Consider the following 16717-nt stretch of genomic DNA (forward strand, 5'->3'; position numbering starts at 1 on the left):
AATCAAGATTGACATTTTTTTGTCACCCCCCGTGCCCGGAAATGGCAAATGCCCTCCATTTGTGCCTATTTGCCGTTTTAACTACTTGTAAATGAATGCTTTTTAATTTCCTTAAGGGTTGGTCTGGAAATTGCTTTTGTCCATCTGAAGGGCCTCGAAAAAAAACGCAATGGTGAGTGGGAAATGACACCCGTTTTCAGTATATCCAACATCTGCCGATCTTTGCTGCCATGGCTGGCAATCGGCCTGTTCCTTTCCGGCTGCACTGCAGCCCTCGAACGGCTTCACCCCCAATATCCGCGCTATCGGCATGCCATGGAAAAGATGCTGGTACTGGTTCCGGAGATCAGCATTTACGAGCAACTGCCAGACGGCGGCCGATTGTTTGATCGGGTGCATAGTCACGAGGCCCGTCTCTCCGCCCAACAGGCTATCGTCGAGCAGTTGAAGAATAGACACTATTCAGTTCAGCCTCTCGACGCCGAAAACATGTCGACCCCTGAAATGCAAAGTGTGCTTGCTCTGTTTCGATCAGTGAACCGCTCCATCCAACTGCACACCATAGGCCCTCAACCGTTTCCGGCCAAGAAGGCAGCCTTCGAATACCATCTTGGAACGGTGGCCGATATTCTGCGAGCGTATCATGCCGACGGTTTAGTACTGGCCATTGGCCATCAAACGGGCCTTCTTCGACCAACGAAAAACTGGCTCAGCGTCGCCGTGGTCGAACCTGAAGGGCGCATCATCTGGTATGCCTTCCAGGGTGATCATAAACGCTTCAACTTTCAAGACGACGAAGGCGTTCACACCCTGGTGGGATCCACTATGGCCAACTTCCTGGAGCAAGGGTCATGAGGCAGCGCCAACTTATCTTCTGTCTGCTTTTTCTTCTGGCAATAGCTGCTCCGAACGCTGTGTCTAATGCGGCCGCTGTGTCCGAACAGTCGTCCCGTTTGTGGCGACTGGCCGCGCAGGAGCAGGCCATGATTGACAAGAGCGGGGTTATCCTGAAGAATCCCTCCTTGTCCCGCTATCTGCAGACGGTGGTCGAACGCCTTTGGAATCGGGTCCCGTCCCAGCTAAACATGCCCACGGTCAAAATCATAGCGGATATCCGGATCGAGGCTCACGCCTATCCCAACGGTGTCTGCTTTTTGAGCACCGGCATGCTCGACGTTCTGGAAAATGAAAGCCAGTTGGCCATGATCCTGGCCCATGAGATGGTTCATTATGCCAGCCAGCACACGGCAGCATTGTACAACCATTTTCAACCGCCAAGTCCACTATCGGACGGTCGAAAGGCAGATGGAAGCGGTTCCGTCGGCGGCATGGCCATGCGAAACGCCATCGATGCAGCAGAACGCCAGGCCGACCGCGAAGGCCTGGCGATTATCCAGGCTGCGGGATACTGTGACAAAGAAGTGCTGCCGTTGATGGCCAACCTGGTGCGTTGCATGTTGGATCAGGGGCATCCGGAAAGCGTTCCTCAACTGAACAAACGCGCCGAACGGTTCAACGCGCTTATCGGTCGGGAGGGCGAAGGCCGGACCGGCAGTGCGTCAACGGGTACAGATGCGAATATCTACCGGGATTGCGTTGCACCGGCACTGATCACCAATGCGGAGCACGCCTTAAGGGCTGGGGACTGGAACCGGGCTGATAGAAGTATTTCCAGATACCTGGAATCGGAGCCACTAAATGCCCGCGCTTACTATCTCAAGGCAGAGATTTTGCGCCGTCAAAACGGGAGCCGCCCCGATGATGCATGTATCGATACTTATGAAAAATCCCTCAAGATCGACCCGACTTTCCCTTTGACCCACCGGGCGCTGGGAGAATTATATTACAAGGCCGGACGCTATCAGATGGCTAAACCGCATTTCGAGGCATTTCTTAATCTGGCGCCCAAAGACGCGTCAAGTGCATTCATTAAAGGCTATTTAAAGCAATGTCAGAAATAAAGGGCAATCGATGGCTGGCAGGAGTAGGAGTATGGATCGCTGCAGTAGCAATGCTGGCGGCCTGTGCCGGACCGTGGCAGCCGATACGGGGGAACCTGACCTCACCGGAATGGACGATTGCCGCTCCACAAGGATGGATGCACATGAGCATGCCGGATTCGGAAATGCTCTCCAAGAACGGGCCCTATTTGGAATACATTCTGGTTCAATCGCGTCCGCTGGCAAAACGGTTTCGCTTCACCAGCCAGGTACTCGACCCGGGCATGCTGCCACACGAAGCTGCCCAGTTGATCATTGACAACCTGCGCTCCGATCCCCGCATCCGAGGTTTCCAATTGCTGGCCAGCGAACCGGCTGTGGCAGCCGATCGCGATGGCTTCAAATTGATATACAGTTACGTGGATAAGTATGGAGTGACCATGAAAACCGTTTACTACGGTATCCTTTTACCGGATCGGTTTTTCAACATACGCTACAGCGCGGCTCAGCGTTACTACTTTGAGCAGGAACTGCCCACCTTCGAATCTGTGTTGAGCAGTCTCCAATTGCCTTCCGGTTCAAATTCCTGATCGCCATTTCTTCGAAAACAGACCCACGAATGAAAGACCGCCAGGAATCCTATGCCGCCCACCGTTCGGCGTCCTCCGGTCCGAAACAATCCGAGTAGTGATCGCAGACCGAACAACTCGGGGCCTTGCAGACATTAATATCCTCCAGATCGCAAAGCTGTTTATAGAAAAATTTCTTCCATTTCATGTTTCCGGTATTCTTGTTGAACAGACCTGTAAAATAGGTTTTCAGGATATAGGATACATCTTTTCTGCCCGTAAGCCCGAGATCCTGCCACAAGTGATCCTCTCCAAGCGCACCGACGGCGATCATATTCGCGAACCACGTCGTTTCCGCCGCCCCGGAAGACCGTTGGGAAAGAAGGAGCCTCTTCAGGTCGTCCACCTCCATCTGTCTGTTCAAAGCAGTGGGGTATCCTTGAAATAGTGGGATGTCGACCTTTTTTGTTGCGCCTCTGGACGTCACCGCCTGTCCGCAGCAATGGCAGACGAATGGCTGGTTAACAGCGGCATGAAACCTGATTTTGTAGCATTCGGGTTCCTTAAGATCTTTCAAGGCAGAAGGAAAGTATTTGGTCACAAGGGATTTCATTTTCAAATCCGTCAACCCCAGCATATCTTCGACGGTCCAATAGGCGGATGCCGATCTGAAAGACAGCACCCTGGCGAACAATCGAGCCTCCGACAAGCCTACCGCCGGATTTCTTATTTCCATCAGCCAGTCATAGATCCTGTTTCCCATACGATTGCCTCCTTTTTGCGGTTTACGGTTAAAAACGCAATATGGGTGCCAAAACCATGGTTAGGAAAATATAACTGAAATTACAGGGTATTTTAGAAATGGGATAGTGGAAAAGAGGTTACGGAGAGATTGTATCCACAATAATGTGAATGTAATTTTTTCGTTTTTGTAAGTCCGGTCACGAACAGCGAAAGGTAAATCCGCACATCATAAACGAATTATCCCGCACCGGAGTCCAACCGCCACGGCTTGCGGTCGGTTAACCACCCCCAGCTTTGCCTTGATGTTGGCAACATGAAAATTAATGGTCCGTTCCGAGCACTGAAAAATCCGCGAAATCTCCCAGGAGCTTTTGCCTTCCTTTATCCAGTTAAGGACTTCTCTTTCCCTGGCCGTAAGTTCCGTCGCCAGGATGGCCTTTTTTTTAAGCACATTGTTGTAAGCCTGGGCGTAGAAGGGGACTACATACTCGATGATTTTCGCGCTCCGTGTGCTGTTGTCCCTGGCCGAACTGCCGAAGAAAAACAAGGTACAATCAAAATCTACCGAGTCAAGGATTCCGTGGGCCCACCCATCGCGCATGTTGTAATCCAGGGCTTTGGTTGACGCGGGATAATTATAATTGCACCTTTCATCAACCTCCGACCAACTTACAGGCATAAGATTGGTCATGAATTCCATAAGGACGGCGTCGGAAGTGAAGTCGCCATCCTTAAAATATTCCTCCAGGTATCCGGAAGGATAGCTGATGTCGCAGTATTCAATTGCCAGGTCAAGCTCACTCTCCCGTAGGATATCTGCAACGTTCCCCCTCGTGCACATCGCGTTTTCGAAAGGCAAAACTTCCTGGAGGCCAAACACCAGCTTTTTAAAATCGTCCTCCTTGTTGCAATGCAGGCTCTGGTAGCTTAGCTCAAGGAGTTTGAGCGCTTCTCTCTTTGTCAGTTGGTCTTCAAGCGCTTTCAACATTGAATTTGCCTCCGTGCTCTCAGAAGATGCCTTGTCCGCCAACTTGTCACAACGATACCTGTCAGAACTGACAGGTGCAATTGAAAAAAAATTCAGTTAATTACAAATTTTGGCGCTGTAAATGTACAAGCTGAAGTTTTCCTGTCTTAAATGGGTGCGCTCCAATTATATCTGAGTTCCAAATGAACTGAGTTGAAGAACTTCTTACCGCCTTGGCCCACCGAACGGTTCGGGCCAAGGCCACAAGCGCCAAAGCTCATGAAATCTAAAAGATCTGCGGTGTGTTGCGTTTTTCGCCGTTATTGATGCAGGCGGCGCGACGGGATCGCCATGGCGGCAATCGACCGGCTTGACAGATCCTGAGTTTGTGTTCAGATTGATTATCAGCACAGACGGAGACATAAACGCTCTATCTGTGGCTCCCTCATTGAGACCGGGGCTTCTGATCCAAGCTCCGGTCTCAATATTTGATTTTAATGCTTCCCAATCAACGAAATATGCACAAAAACGCCTAATCGGCCCCGAAGGAGCCGTAAAACATAAGTACCCAGGATTTTTCCCAAGGGTTTTTATTGGTGATTTCGTTTTGTGGCGGTCAGGCTGAAATGATCATTTGCTTATTATCAAATACTTATGCACAAGGTCAAGGAGGTATCTGACAGGCAAAAGACGTCGCAGGCTTGTTCGCAATATTCGTCCCTAACGGGCAGTATCTGAAATGCCGAGATTTGGCTTTGCAGGTCTGTTGTTAAAAGAAGAACTACAGCCCGACTCGTCATAGCTGAACAAGCTTCGTGGGTCTATATAATATTAGATCCCAATAACTCCATAGTCTTAGGGCGTGGGCGGGGGTACCGGGTGCCTGGAACAGAAGTTGTCGATCAATCTTCGCGACAAATACTTTTCTGTTGACTGATAGGCACATTTATATATTAATATCCCTCATTCCCCCAATTCCAAGCTCCCTGCGCTATCTTTGCAGCTCAAGTGGATGTTCAAATATTTCATTATTTAAGAAATGCTCCATCATAGTGCGGCACTTGCCATTGAAAGTGCGTACTTCGTTAGACAGGTCATTTCAATAAAAGAATGACCGTAAGGTATCTACAATTATTATTGCAATTCGGCATGAGACGAAAAATGAATCTAAACACAAGCAGACGGGTCAATAAGCGGAAAAGTTATCAACAAAGTATATTTTTTGTCAGAGGGGCGATGGCCTTTCATGGTAAATGTGAGAATATTAGCATGGATGGGGCGCTAATAAGCAACATTAGTCTCTTTGATGTCGAGGTTGGGAACGAGATATTAATTGCTATCCCACTTCCACAAAAAAATAGTAGCATAAAAGTAAAATCAACTATAAGATGGATTGAGAAGAACCAATTCGGTATCAGATTTTATAAGAGAAAAAATCCGAGAAAAATTTATAAAAGGAAGATAACAGTTTTTACAGATTCAATGATATGTTCTACAATGATAAATAACCTAAGCAGAGGAGGCGCCAACATCCAGATTGATGAGAAATTTTTTTTGAAAAAAGAGTCGGAAATACATGCGATAATTCCATTCGCAAAAAGAAATGAAGAACTGACAAAGAGATCAGTTGTTAAGTGGATTAAAAACGGCCAATGTGGGATTCAGTTTGTTTGAGAAAGAAAGATGTAGAGTAAAAAAATGGTAAACAACTCACTATTAACCATTTCCATCTACTGAGCACCGTTGTCTCCTGCTATTTGATGATCTACAGTCGATCCGATCCCGTTGGAGTTGCAGTTCCCTCCTTATCTTATTGAATTTTAAATAGTTTCCTATCCATCCAAAAACCATTGGAATCGAACATGAGGATTTCATGGGTATTGGGACCATAAAAATTGCACACGTAATTCCCATTATAACCGTAAGTGGGAGGGGAAAATCATGGCTAAAATTGAAGACCTGATGAAAGCCTGTTTGAGGGCAATGGAAAAAGGAAATGTTGAAGAATCGGTTAACTTTTTTTCAGATGACGGTGTTTGGATTACACCTTTTGGCAAATTTGTGGGAAAGGAACAGATAAGGAAGTATCTGAATTGGGCGAATAGTCAGATGTCGTGGACCGCAGAAGGAGCAGGGAATGATATTATAGCATCTGATAAGAAAGCTTTCTATGAGCATCTGGTAAAAGCGAAAGTCCAAGGGAAATCGGTAGAGTTGTCGGCTATGTGTGCCTGGGAATTCGATGATGAATATAAAGTTAAGGCGCTCAGAACGGTTTATGATCGATTTTCAACGTTAGAGCAGGCGGCAACAGGTATCGGAAAGTTTATGGTCAATCTTATTGCAAAGCAGTTTGTTGTCAGATGATACTTCAGTAAAATGTTTCCACCGCAGGTTTCCTGACCTGAGCCGAATTATTATTGTGGCAACATAAAAAACCAATATTTGTCATTCCGGCGGAAGCCGGAAACCAGGAAAAGTCTGGATGCCGGATCAAGTCCGGCATGACGGAGTTGGTGTCTTTACTTGCCGGAGTGATAATACCCTGCTGCTTGAGGTGGGGTAGTTCAATAAAAAATTTTAAAAAAAATAGTTTGCAGGGTTTGATAATAACCCCTGGAGGATAGGTACGACCTCCAGGGGAATTTTGGATGGCATTACAGGACGTGCCCGTCCAATACGAAGTGATACAATTCAAGCCAGATTCTTACCCGCTGGCTTTTAAAAAATCCTCTTATGCTAATCCAATCATCTTTAGTGCTTCTGATGCCTCAAACCAGGCGTTTACCGAATAAGTATAACCTGGCACTACATCAAAATAAGTGGTCACACGATCTGCAACAAATTGTAATGCGTCTGCTAATTTAGATTTTTCACATTCGTAGATCAGAATGCTGCGAATACCCTTGTCCGTATCGCTAAGAATATAGGGTCCAAGCATGGTTATATAATCTGGGAGAGGCGGCAAATCCAAAAAGGCTTTGCCCAAGTCCTTTGCACTTGATGGCGGAAATAAATTCTCTGTTATGATTACCATTGCGCTCCTCCTTTCATTAAATCATTACCCAATAAGGTACGGGGCAGCACTCTCGATTTCTCATAAAATGCTAGATTTTTGATTTCAATAGACACCGAGTAAACATATTCTTGAATAAATGATCGCTCCTTACAGATTGGATTCTTTCTGCAAGGAGCTGGGTAGGCATAGTTTGAGAGGTCTTTCCGTAGGAAAACTGGATAACGAATAGAATTGAAAAACCAGCAGGCAAATAAGCATGCATCCCTCCTGCTTCAAACCTGAACGATCTTGGTTATGTATATTTTCAGAAAGAAATGGAAAAAATGACGAGTGCGCAACGCATCAACTGAAAGAAGAGGGGAATTAAGAGACATTTCCCACAGTTTTTCGCAAGATGTCAAGAAAACATTATGTTCATATAGATGGAGATCTATACATAATGGACTGGACGAAACCGCTTAACGCTAGTTCATCCTCCTGTCGCCTCACCAAAGTGCCCACCACGCCCTCGGATCAGATATGCTGCTCGGGATAAAACTGAATCCTGGAAAGTGGACAGAAAAACCGTGGAAGGGGAATGGGTAGCTGAGGATCCAGGTGTTGATGATAAACGGATGTTCATTTTGGATGAAGAGTTTGCATCAGCTCTAAATTGCACTAAAAGGGAAGGAAACCCAAGTCATAATAATTAAAATGGGAACAATCATGGATGATGCATGAAAGCCGTTGACTTTGGTGAGTATGATAGTGGGTATTAAATTTATCAATAAAAAAAAAGGGCAGATGAAATTCATCTAACCCATTGAAATTATAAGTGGCGCGCCCGGCAGGGATCGAACCTGCGACACCTAGCTCCGGAGGCTAGTGCTCTATCCACTGAGCTACGGGCGCATTGAGATTGGTTGTCGCTAAATAGAGGATCGGCGCTTTCAAGTCAACCCCCTTGTTATGGCTCCCAAACGTGGGATTCATTTTTAGCTCGCCGCTGGATGCCGGATCAAGTCCGGCATGACGAGACAGTCATTTCCTGCGAGCTCATCAAATTTGATGAACGCGTAAAAACTCACACAGGTCTATCCGTTTGAAAATATTGTTAAAATAGAAAATTAGGCGTTGTCTTCTCCGATCCTGCATGGTATGAATAACATATATTTACAGCACGTTAACCGGGAGAAGGCATGATCCGCATCAAAAACCACAAACAGCAACAACTGTTCGATCCGTGGAGCCATTTAAGCCCCAAAAGGCGAAGAATGCTCGACGAAGACTGGCCGGGGCTTTTCCGGGAACACCTGCTGGAAGTACTTCCCGTCGATCGGATGCTGCCACATTTTACCGATGGAGTCGGGAGGCCCAGCAAGGAAATTCATACGGTGCTGGGGCTGCTGCTGCTCCAGCAAACCATGGATCTGACCGACAGGGCCGCCATCGAACAGTTGGCCTTCAACATCCAGTGGCATTATGCCCTCAACATCCCGGAAGAGAGCGACGATGCCAAATATATCAGTGAGAAGACCCTGTACACCATGCGCCAGGTGATGATCGACAATCAGCTTGACGAAATCATGTTCGATGCCGTCGCCGATAAATTGGCCGTGGTATTCGGGGTCGATATCAAGGACCAGCGTATCGACTCGGTCCATATCCAATCCAACATGCGCAAACTCGGGCGCATCGGTATTTTCAGCCGGACCATCTTCAAGTTTCTGGTCAACCTCAAACGCCAGCATCGGAAGCTTTTTGATACCATCGACGAGAAAATCGTGTCGTGTTATTGGGGCAAGAGAGCCCTGGCCGCCTTTGCCATGGTAAAACCGTCACAATCCGAGAAAACCCTGAAAACCGTCAGCGCCGACCTGTTCGATCTCATTGAGCAGTTCAAGGATCGGCCCAGGGTTTGCTCCATGCACAGTTACAAGCTGATGCAACGGGTGCTGGCCGAGCAGTGCAATCTGAGCAGCGATACCGGCGATAGGCAGGTAACGGTCAAAAAGCCTGCCGAGATTCCATCTGATTCGCTGCAAAATCCCTCGGACCCGGATGCAACTTACAGTGGCCATAAAGGCCAGGGCTACCAGGTTCAGGTGATGGAGACCTTCAGCCGCTGTGAAGATGAAAAGGAGAAACAACAGCAGCTGAACCTGATTACCCACGTCGATGTGCAAACGGCCTGCGAGCACGATTCTCATGCACTGGCCCCGGCCATCGCCGACACCAAGGTTCGGGGTATTGCTCCCGACAAATTGTTGGCTGACACGCTCTACGGTAGCGATGCTAACGACCGGATCGCCCAGGTAGCGAACATTGAACTGGTTGCACCGACGCAAAAGGGTCGCTCCAAACAAGATTTCATGAGCCAGTTCAGCTTCGATGAGAACGGTCTGGTCACGCGGTGCCCAGCCGGCCGTAGTCCGGATCAAACATCACCGAGAACGAAACGATCCAACTACAGTGCCGGTTTTGACCTTCAGCGCTGCCTGGCCTGCCCCCTGCTATCCCAATGCCCGGTGAGGCCCGGCAAGAAAAAGGCATATCTGCGTTACAGTGAAAAGCGCTACCGATTGGCAAAACGGCGGGCTTTGGAAGCAAGCGAGGCATTCATCGACGACTATCGCTGGCGGGCCGGTGTAGAGGCAGCCATGAGCGAGTTTGATCGACGAACCGGAGTGAAAAAACTTAGGGTTCGGGGCATGCCGGCTGTACGGTTTTATGCCCGAATGAAGGCCACCGGATTGAATATTCTTCGCGCGGGAGCTGTCCGCAAGGCCAGAAGAAAAACCCGGGAGGCCGATGGTGTCTCTATTGGCCTTGCCGATCTCTTCTTCCATGCTGTCAAAGAGCGAATGTTACGATTGATTGCCGATTTTGAACCGATTTTTTTCAATCTATCTCAGACTGCCGATAGATATCACAATTTGGCTGCGTGAGTTTTTACAGGACCATCAAATTTGGAAGAGGGAATCCCCAGCCTTCTCCAGCGCAGCCTTGGCTTCCCCAACAACATACAACGATCCGGCGACACAAACGGCATCGTCGGGCTTGACTGTGGCCAGGGCATGCCGCAGGGCGTCGCCGACGTCCTCGATGACTTCGATGTTCGCAATCAGGGATGCGGCCACTTCTCGAAGGACGGCGGTGGGCAATGCCCGGTCGATTTTGGGGCGGGTGATAATCAGCCGTTCGCAAGGGGCCAGGAGGTCCTTGAGGATGGCCTCGTAGGGCTTGTCGTCCAAAATGCCGGCCACCATGGTAATGGGCCTTCCGGCCAGGTTGTCCTGCAAAAAGCGGCTCAGGCTGCGGGCGGCCATGAGGTTGTGGGCGCCGTCCAGAATAACGAATGGCTTCTGGGAAACCACCTCCAGGCGCCCCGGCCAGTTGTTGAGGATCAGGCCGGCCTGGATGTTTTCCATGGAGATTTCCGCGCCGCCGCGCATAAGTGCTTCGCAGGTGGCCAGGGTCAGGGATGCGTTTTCCACCTGGTGGCTGCCGATTAGGCCGGTTTGCATGCCGGTCCAGGTGTGGTCGAATCCCCAGTAGGAAAATCGATTCTGCCCGTTGCGACGCACCCGGAAATCGCGGCCCTTCAGATAGACCGGGGCGGATTTCTCGGCGGCAATGTTTTCGACCACCTTCTTGGCGGTTTTCTGGGTCACGCCGGTGATCACCGGGATGCCCGGTTTGATAATGCCGGCCTTTTCTCCGGTAATGGCCGCGATGGTATCGCCAAGATAAGTTTTGTGTTCAAGCGAAATGTTCGTAATGACCGTTGCGGCGGGGGAGACCACATTGGTTGCGTCCATGCGCCCGCCCATCCCGGTCTCGATTACGGCGTAGTCCACCCCATGGCGGCCGAACTCGTGAAAGGCCATGGCGGTGGAGAACTCGAAGAAGGTGGGTTCCCGGTCGCCGTAATGGACGGCTTTGACCGCTTCCCAGGAGGCCACTACATCGTCGTCGGCGATGGGCAGACTGTTGATGCAGATCCGTTCGTTGAACTTGATCAGGTGCGGCGACGTGTAGAGCCCCACACGGTAGCCGGCCTGTTGGAGGATCGTGGCCAGTGCCGATGCGATGGAGCCTTTGCCGTTGGTGCCGGCGATGTGAACTGCGCGAAAAGTGTCCTGGGGATTGCCGAGGCCCTTTAGGATGTTGCCGATGGTCTCGAGGCCGAGGATGATGCCGAATCGCCGCATGCCGAACATGGCATCGAGACATTCGCGATACGCCCTGGTTGACATGGCTTCGCCTCCTGATTCCCTTGCGTATGCACACCCCACCGACGGCGTCTTTTTGTTGGACGAAATGAACGGTTGGTTCTGCCATACTCCGGACGGGCACCTCTGCGGCTCGCAGGAAATGCGTCAGGCCGGTGGTCTGGCTTGATTGGTTCGGGTGGAGTAAAAGAGAAACCCGGCGGGGATGTCCCACACCGGGTTATGGTGTCAAACGGATGCTGCTAACGATATCTCCTGCTTCTTGCTGCTGCGATACGCTGGCGGCGCAGGGCCTCACGTTGTTTGCGACGGCGATACTCGCTCGGTTTCTCGTAGCTTTTTTTCAACTTCAGGCGCTTGAAGAGGCCATCGTTCTGGATCTTTTTCTTCAGAATACGCATGGCTTTTTCGAGATCGTTATCGAAAACCTTGACTTCAATTGCTTTCAAACTGGCTCAACCCCCCTTTTTCCCATCGCCTGGTCATGCTGCTTGGCTATATCTCAAACCTGATGGTTATTTTCAAAATTTTAAAACGTAATTAATAGCAAATAAAGATAGGATGATCAAGTAAAATTTAAGTGGCTCGTGCAAAAAAGGATGCCTTCTGGACGCTCCCGGATCAGGTCCGGGGCAGGCTTATCAAGTCCGGCATGACGAGCCGGAGACTACTTACGAGTCAACCAACTTTGACCATAAAATAAAAACGGTGAAACCGCCGTTGACGGTTTCACCGTTGCATTCGGATTAGTCCAGCTTGGAGACCAGTTCGGCGGTAACTTCCTTCACGCTGGGGGCGCCGTCCAGGGTGATGTATTTCAGGCCTGCGCCGGCCAGATCTTTGAAATAGTAGGCCGATGCCAGGGTGCCTTCAGTGGTGTCATAGTAAATGTTGTGGCGTTTGTTGATGGCTGCTTCGTCCTGATCGTCGTCGCGGGTCTTCAGGTCGCCGCCGCACACCCGGCACTTGTCTCCGTCGGGTTTGATGGCGTCGATGTAGATGTTGTTGGGATGGTTGTTGTCGTTGACGCACAGGCGGCGGCCCATGATGCGGTTTTTGGCAATTTCGCGGTCCAGAAGGATTTCCACGACAATGTCAAGGGCCATGCCGGCTTCCTTGAGGGCCTCGTCCAGTTTGATGGCCTGATTCTTGTTGCGGGGGAACCCGTCCAGCAGCCAGCCGTTTTTACAGTCGTCTTGTTTCAGACGGTCGAGGATCATGGGAATGGTGATCTCGTCGGGTACCAGATCGCCCTTGTCGATGTAAGCTTTGGCCTGGGCGCCCAGTTCGGTGCCTTTGCCGATATTTTCGCGAAAGATCGCCCCGGATTCGATATGCGGGGTGTTGTACTTATCTTTCAGGATTGCACCCTGGGTTCCCTTGCCACTGCCGTTGGGGCCAAAAAACAAGATGTTCATTCCGCTTCTCCTTTCTTCGTCCCGTGAATGGCTACACAGGATCAATGAAAATGCCAATCGCACCGCGATTTCAAAAGTCCGCTTTACCAATCTGAAAGCGAGGCTTTTGGGGACCATCGCCGGGTGCCGTTCGTTTCTGCTTGATGCGGCCGACAAAACCGCATCCTGATTTTAAGTGGTTGAATACAGGCGGGCTGGCACCGCAGGGATCTTTTCCAGCTAACGTGCGTTAGTACAGAATGTGCTGAAGCTTGTCAAGCAAACACATGTTCCCCATAAACCGGCCAATTCGACCGATATCCGTGTTATACGAAGATTTTTATCCTCAGAATATCAACCAGATGCCTCCGGCAAAAATTTTCGGAAGCCTTGATCTCGGCCGAATTGACCGATTTATACATTAATACGAGGAAGCCACATATCGCTTCAAATCATCCATCATCTGTCTTCCGCCCTCCGATCCAAATATGCGCGGACCCACGCCAACGCCCGATTCCGTGTGGCCAGTTCACCGGACAGGCGCCGTTCATGCACCTGTTTTATAATACGCCCGATCAAAGGAGATGGTGCCAGGCCGAAGATCTCCATGAGATCGTGCCCGTCGATCAGCGGGGGCAGGGCGGCCCGGCGGCTGCAAAAGTCCCGGTAGGCGTTCAGCAATTCACTGCAGAAGTGGATGAAGCCTTCGTCCCTGCCGTCGATCACCGGCCGCTTGGCCATGATGTCGGCCATGGTATGCACGACGATGGGCAGGGTCATATCGCCGCAGCGGTTGAAAAAGCGGATCATGCCGCGCCGGCCGAGATTGTCGTTTTCAGACGCCAGATAAAGAAAGAGCGGCCGGATATGGTGACGAATGATGGCATCGGCGGTCTGGCGCTGTTTGCGGGACAGGTGCAGCCTTTCGGAAGCGCCGGCGGCAATGTCGGCGCTTTTGGCCGCATGGCCGTAAAAATGGACCTGTCCCGCCGCATCCACCCGGCGTGTGGCGGGTTTGCCCACATCGTGAAGCAGGCAGGCATATTTGAGTATGGGCGCGTGGTCGACCAGATGCTGTTTTTCGGCAAGGTCGGACAGCTCCGGATAGCGGGAGTCGAACTCGATGATCAGCCGTTCCATGTGGGCATAGGCCTGGAGGCTGTGCTCGAATACATCGAAGGCGTGGTAACGGTTCTGGCCGCAGCCTACGGCGGGTGCAAGTTCCGGGAAGATCGAAATCAGCAGGCCGCTTTCCGCCATATCGCGGATGTGCGGCGCCGAACGATCGCAGGCCAGCAGTTTTTCCAGCTCGGCCCAGACCCGTTCGGCGGCAACGCTTCCGATCAGGTGGTGATGGCTGGCAATGGCGGTCCGGGTTTCGGAATCGATGGAAAATCCCAGCACGGCGGCCAGGCGGTAGGCCCGAACCAGACGGGCCGGGTCTTTTTCCAGGGCGGTTGAGGAGACCATGCGAATGGTCCGTCGCTGCATGTCGGCCAGGCCGCCGGTGCAGTCCACCAGTTGGCGGGACCGGACATCCCAGGCCAGGGCGTTGACGGTAAAGTCCCGCCGCTGCAAATCGACCTCGATGCCGGGGCCGTCGAGGGGGCTGAGGTCGATCATGGTTTCCGGCGAGGCCACCCGCAGCACCTCGAAGCCTTTGTTGCCCAGGTCCACAACGGTTCCGCCGGTTTTTGCGGCGATCTGCCCGGCGATCCGGCGGATGTCGCCAGCCACCGCCAGATCGAAATCCGCCGGTCGACGGCCGGCCAGTAGGTCTCGCACGCTTCCGCCAACCAGGTAGACGGCATCGGTGGTTTCAGGCAGAAACTTCAGATCGAAGCGGGAGAAGTCAGGCATAGCTTGCATTGACGACTATTGGCTTTTGGTCATTTTTACGCAGGCAGGGTAGGGGCGAAAAATTTTTCGCCCTTACGACCGCAAATGATCGACCCGTAAATTGCCTGGAAAAGCGTTTACGATCATGGTCCGGATGGATTCAAATTCTCTTGACACCGGCGAAATCATGATATAATTGTTCAGATATTCCCACGGGCAGACCCGCTCCGGGGAACATTTTTCGATAACCTCTATCACAAAAGCACGCATATTCCTCCAAAAAAAACCAACAGCCCAACCCAATTCACCTGAAGGCACCGTAGCATCATGAAACCTGGAATGCAGGCTTGGGGGGCATCGCCTTATCGCCGTTGCAGGTAATCGGTCGTGCTGTTGTATCGACATCCCAAATGGTCGTTTCGCGAACACCGAAAATTCAAGCCATGCGCGCTAACCCATCCTAACGTGGAGTGTTTTAATGAACATCGTAGAATTGAAAAACAAGAAGATCAACGAACTGAACAAAATGGCCAAGCAGCTCAATATCGAAGGGGCTGCCGGCATGCGCAAACAGGAGCTGATTTTTTCGTTGCTCCAGGCCCAGATCGAAAAAAATGGATTGATTTACGGTGAAGGAACGCTCGAGATCCTGCCCGACGGTTTCGGTTTCCTGCGGGCCCCCAACTACAATTACCTGCCCGGTCCGGATGACATCTACGTTTCGCCGTCCCAGATCCGGCGCTTCAACCTGAGAACCGGGGACACGGTTTCCGGCCAGATCCGGCAGCCCAAGGAGTCCGAACGCTATTTCGCCCTGCTCAAGGTCGAGGCCGTCAACTACGAAGACCCCGAGGTTGCCCGTGAGAAGATTCTTTTCGACAACCTGACGCCCCTGTACCCGGAACACAAGGTCAACCTGGAAGTCGACCCGGAAAACTACTCCGCCCGCATCATGGATCTGCTGACGCCCATCGGCTTCGGACAGCGCGGATTGATCGTTTCTCCGCCGCGTTCCGGTAAAACCATGCTGCTGCAGTGCATTGCCAACTGCATCGTCAAGAACCACAAGGATATCGTTCTCTTCGTCCTGCTCATCGACGAGCGCCCGGAAGAGGTGACTGACATGGAGCGCTCGGTCAAGGGCGAGGTGATCAGCTCCACTTTCGACGAGCCGGCCGAACGCCACGTACAGGTTGCCGAAATGGTCATCGAAAAGGCCAAGCGTCTGGTTGAGCACAAAAAGAACGTCGTTATCCTGCTGGACAGCATCACCCGCCTGGCGCGGGCCTACAACTCGGTCATGCCGCCCAGCGGCAAGATTCTCTCCGGCGGCGTGGACTCCAACGCCCTGCAGCGCCCCAAACGCTTTTTCGGTGCGGCCCGCAACATCGAGGAGGGCGGCAGCCTCACCATCATCGCCACCGCTCTGGTGGATACCGGCAGCCGCATGGACGAGGTCATCTTCGAAGAGTTCAAGGGCACCGGCAACATGGAAATTCAACTGGACCGCCGCCTGGCCGACAAGCGCATCTTCCCGGCCATCGACATCAAGAAATCCGGTACCCGCAAGGAGGAACTGCTCCTCGACGAGGCCACCTTGAACCGGGTCTGGATTCTGCGAAAACTGTTTTCTTCATTGAATCCCTCCGACAGCCTCGAATTTTTACTTGAAAAAATGAACGGAACGCGTGATAATGCCGATTTCCTGGATTCGATGAATGCTTAAAATTATTTATAGGGGGTTGAAATTACAATGAAAACCAATATTCATCCGGAATATTTCGATACAACCATCCAGTGTGCCTGCGGCAACGTCGTGGAGGTTGGATCGACGAAAAAGGATATCCGCGTGGAAATTTGCTCCAAATGCCACCCGTTTTTCACCGGCAAACAGAAACTGGTGGATACGGCCGGCCGTATCGAGCGGTTCAGAAAAAAATACGAAAAGTTTCAGAAGAATCAGTAGCGCGTTTATCCCCATCTTTTTTTTCAGGCTGCATCCGGTGCCCGGTCGAACAGACCGGCACC

Annotated in this window: 15 protein-coding genes and 1 tRNA gene; 8 read left to right on the plus strand and 8 right to left on the minus strand. The window is 51.1% G+C overall.

The genetic code is table 11. The annotated features are described in order from the left end of the window. The first annotated feature begins 183 nt into the window (after positions 1-183). From GN111_RS33025 to GN111_RS33035, 3 genes are read left to right on the plus strand one after another with little or no spacing between them, the layout of a single operon-like run. Complete coding sequence (locus tag GN111_RS33025) at positions 184-855, plus strand: hypothetical protein (protein ID WP_155307815.1); 672 nt, start codon at positions 184-186, stop codon at positions 853-855. Continuing rightward, entirely contained in the window at positions 852-1961 is a 1110-nt protein-coding gene (locus tag GN111_RS33030) for a M48 family metalloprotease (protein WP_155307816.1), read from the plus strand. The genes GN111_RS33025 and GN111_RS33030 overlap by 4 nt, the downstream gene beginning before the upstream one ends. Continuing rightward, complete coding sequence (locus tag GN111_RS33035; RefSeq protein ID WP_155307817.1) at positions 1949-2530, plus strand: DcrB/PsbP domain-containing protein; 582 nt, start codon at positions 1949-1951, stop codon at positions 2528-2530. The genes GN111_RS33030 and GN111_RS33035 overlap by 13 nt, the downstream gene beginning before the upstream one ends. A 49-nt stretch (positions 2531-2579) precedes the next feature. On the opposite strand, the gene GN111_RS33040 is transcribed toward GN111_RS33035, so the two are convergent. Next, on the minus strand, positions 2580-3272 hold the full coding sequence (locus tag GN111_RS33040) for a nitrogen fixation protein NifQ (RefSeq protein ID WP_197740471.1): 693 nt from the start codon (positions 3270-3272) through the stop codon (positions 2580-2582). A gap of 207 nt (positions 3273-3479) precedes the next feature. Continuing rightward, positions 3480-4241 carry a helix-turn-helix transcriptional regulator gene (locus tag GN111_RS33045; protein WP_155307818.1) on the minus strand — a complete coding sequence of 254 codons (762 nt, stop codon included), beginning with the start codon at positions 4239-4241 and terminating at the stop codon, positions 3480-3482. A 1140-nt stretch (positions 4242-5381) separates the two neighbouring features. On the opposite strand from GN111_RS33045, the gene GN111_RS33050 reads away from it, so the two are divergent. Together GN111_RS33050 and GN111_RS33055 are read left to right on the plus strand one after the other, a co-directional pair. Beyond that, positions 5382-5894: a PilZ domain-containing protein gene (locus GN111_RS33050; protein ID WP_170302576.1), complete on the plus strand. Its 513-nt coding sequence runs from the start codon at positions 5382-5384 to the stop codon at positions 5892-5894. 267 nt (positions 5895-6161) lie between these two features. Next, positions 6162-6587 carry a nuclear transport factor 2 family protein gene (locus GN111_RS33055; protein ID WP_155307820.1) on the plus strand — a complete coding sequence of 142 codons (426 nt, stop codon included), beginning with the start codon at positions 6162-6164 and terminating at the stop codon, positions 6585-6587. Between the two features lie 367 nt (positions 6588-6954). On the opposite strand, the gene GN111_RS33060 is transcribed toward GN111_RS33055, so the two are convergent. Both GN111_RS33060 and GN111_RS33065 read right to left on the minus strand, forming a co-directional pair. Next, complete coding sequence (locus tag GN111_RS33060; RefSeq protein ID WP_155307821.1) at positions 6955-7257, minus strand: hypothetical protein; 303 nt, start codon at positions 7255-7257, stop codon at positions 6955-6957. A gap of 797 nt (positions 7258-8054) precedes the next feature. Continuing rightward, positions 8055-8130: transfer RNA gene (locus GN111_RS33065), tRNA-Arg, on the minus strand. Positions 8131-8417: 287 nt separating this feature from the next. Here GN111_RS33065 and GN111_RS33070 point away from each other — a divergent pair. Continuing rightward, on the plus strand, positions 8418-10166 hold the full coding sequence (locus GN111_RS33070; protein ID WP_155302773.1) for a transposase: 1749 nt from the start codon (positions 8418-8420) through the stop codon (positions 10164-10166). Positions 10167-10181: 15 nt separating this feature from the next. Here the strand turns inward: GN111_RS33070 and GN111_RS33075 are convergent, their stop codons facing one another. The 4 genes from GN111_RS33075 to GN111_RS33090 all read right to left on the minus strand — a co-directional run bounded on the left by GN111_RS33075 (position 10182) and on the right by GN111_RS33090 (position 14719). Continuing rightward, positions 10182-11477, minus strand: a complete 1296-nt coding sequence (locus GN111_RS33075) for a bifunctional folylpolyglutamate synthase/dihydrofolate synthase (RefSeq protein WP_231715626.1) — start codon at positions 11475-11477, stop codon at positions 10182-10184. Positions 11478-11695: 218 nt separating this feature from the next. After that, positions 11696-11902 (minus strand): 30S ribosomal protein S21, encoded by a 207-nt coding sequence (gene rpsU, locus GN111_RS33080; protein WP_155307822.1) that lies wholly within the window; start codon positions 11900-11902, stop codon positions 11696-11698. A 297-nt stretch (positions 11903-12199) separates the two neighbouring features. Next, complete coding sequence (locus GN111_RS33085) at positions 12200-12871, minus strand: adenylate kinase (RefSeq protein WP_155307823.1); 672 nt, start codon at positions 12869-12871, stop codon at positions 12200-12202. A 438-nt stretch (positions 12872-13309) separates the two neighbouring features. Further along, complete coding sequence (locus GN111_RS33090; protein ID WP_155307824.1) at positions 13310-14719, minus strand: CCA tRNA nucleotidyltransferase; 1410 nt, start codon at positions 14717-14719, stop codon at positions 13310-13312. Between the two features lie 448 nt (positions 14720-15167). Between GN111_RS33090 and rho the strand changes: the two genes are divergently transcribed. Both rho and rpmE read left to right on the plus strand, forming a co-directional pair. After that, positions 15168-16415, plus strand: a complete 1248-nt coding sequence (rho, locus tag GN111_RS33095) for a transcription termination factor Rho (RefSeq protein WP_155307825.1) — start codon at positions 15168-15170, stop codon at positions 16413-16415. A 27-nt stretch (positions 16416-16442) separates the two neighbouring features. Then, a complete protein-coding gene (gene rpmE, locus GN111_RS33100) occupies positions 16443-16655 on the plus strand; it encodes a 50S ribosomal protein L31 (RefSeq protein ID WP_155307826.1) in 213 nt (70 codons plus the stop codon). Positions 16656-16717 lie beyond the last annotated feature (62 nt).

Source organism: Desulfosarcina widdelii, assembly GCF_009688965.1.
Lineage (GTDB): Bacteria > Desulfobacterota > Desulfobacteria > Desulfobacterales > Desulfosarcinaceae > Desulfosarcina > Desulfosarcina widdelii.

What these genes read in the sequence shown, in the direction of transcription:
- GN111_RS33025 (WP_155307815.1), top strand. Translation starts at nt 184, where the DNA reads ATGACACCCGTTTTCAGTATATCCAACATCTGCCGATCTTTGCTGCCA.
- GN111_RS33030 (WP_155307816.1), top strand. Translation starts at nt 852, where the DNA reads ATGAGGCAGCGCCAACTTATCTTCTGTCTGCTTTTTCTTCTGGCAATA.
- GN111_RS33035 (WP_155307817.1), top strand. Translation starts at nt 1,949, where the DNA reads ATGTCAGAAATAAAGGGCAATCGATGGCTGGCAGGAGTAGGAGTATGG.
- GN111_RS33040 (WP_197740471.1), bottom strand. Translation starts at nt 3,272, where the DNA reads ATGGGAAACAGGATCTATGACTGGCTGATGGAAATAAGAAATCCGGCG.
- GN111_RS33045 (WP_155307818.1), bottom strand. Translation starts at nt 4,241, where the DNA reads ATGTTGAAAGCGCTTGAAGACCAACTGACAAAGAGAGAAGCGCTCAAA.
- GN111_RS33050 (WP_170302576.1), top strand. Translation starts at nt 5,382, where the DNA reads ATGAATCTAAACACAAGCAGACGGGTCAATAAGCGGAAAAGTTATCAA.
- GN111_RS33055 (WP_155307820.1), top strand. Translation starts at nt 6,162, where the DNA reads ATGGCTAAAATTGAAGACCTGATGAAAGCCTGTTTGAGGGCAATGGAA.
- GN111_RS33060 (WP_155307821.1), bottom strand. Translation starts at nt 7,257, where the DNA reads ATGGTAATCATAACAGAGAATTTATTTCCGCCATCAAGTGCAAAGGAC.
- GN111_RS33070 (WP_155302773.1), top strand. Translation starts at nt 8,418, where the DNA reads ATGATCCGCATCAAAAACCACAAACAGCAACAACTGTTCGATCCGTGG.
- GN111_RS33075 (WP_231715626.1), bottom strand. Translation starts at nt 11,477, where the DNA reads ATGTCAACCAGGGCGTATCGCGAATGTCTCGATGCCATGTTCGGCATG.
- GN111_RS33085 (WP_155307823.1), bottom strand. Translation starts at nt 12,871, where the DNA reads ATGAACATCTTGTTTTTTGGCCCCAACGGCAGTGGCAAGGGAACCCAG.
- GN111_RS33090 (WP_155307824.1), bottom strand. Translation starts at nt 14,719, where the DNA reads ATGCAAGCTATGCCTGACTTCTCCCGCTTCGATCTGAAGTTTCTGCCT.
- rho (WP_155307825.1), top strand. Translation starts at nt 15,168, where the DNA reads ATGAACATCGTAGAATTGAAAAACAAGAAGATCAACGAACTGAACAAA.
- rpmE (WP_155307826.1), top strand. Translation starts at nt 16,443, where the DNA reads ATGAAAACCAATATTCATCCGGAATATTTCGATACAACCATCCAGTGT.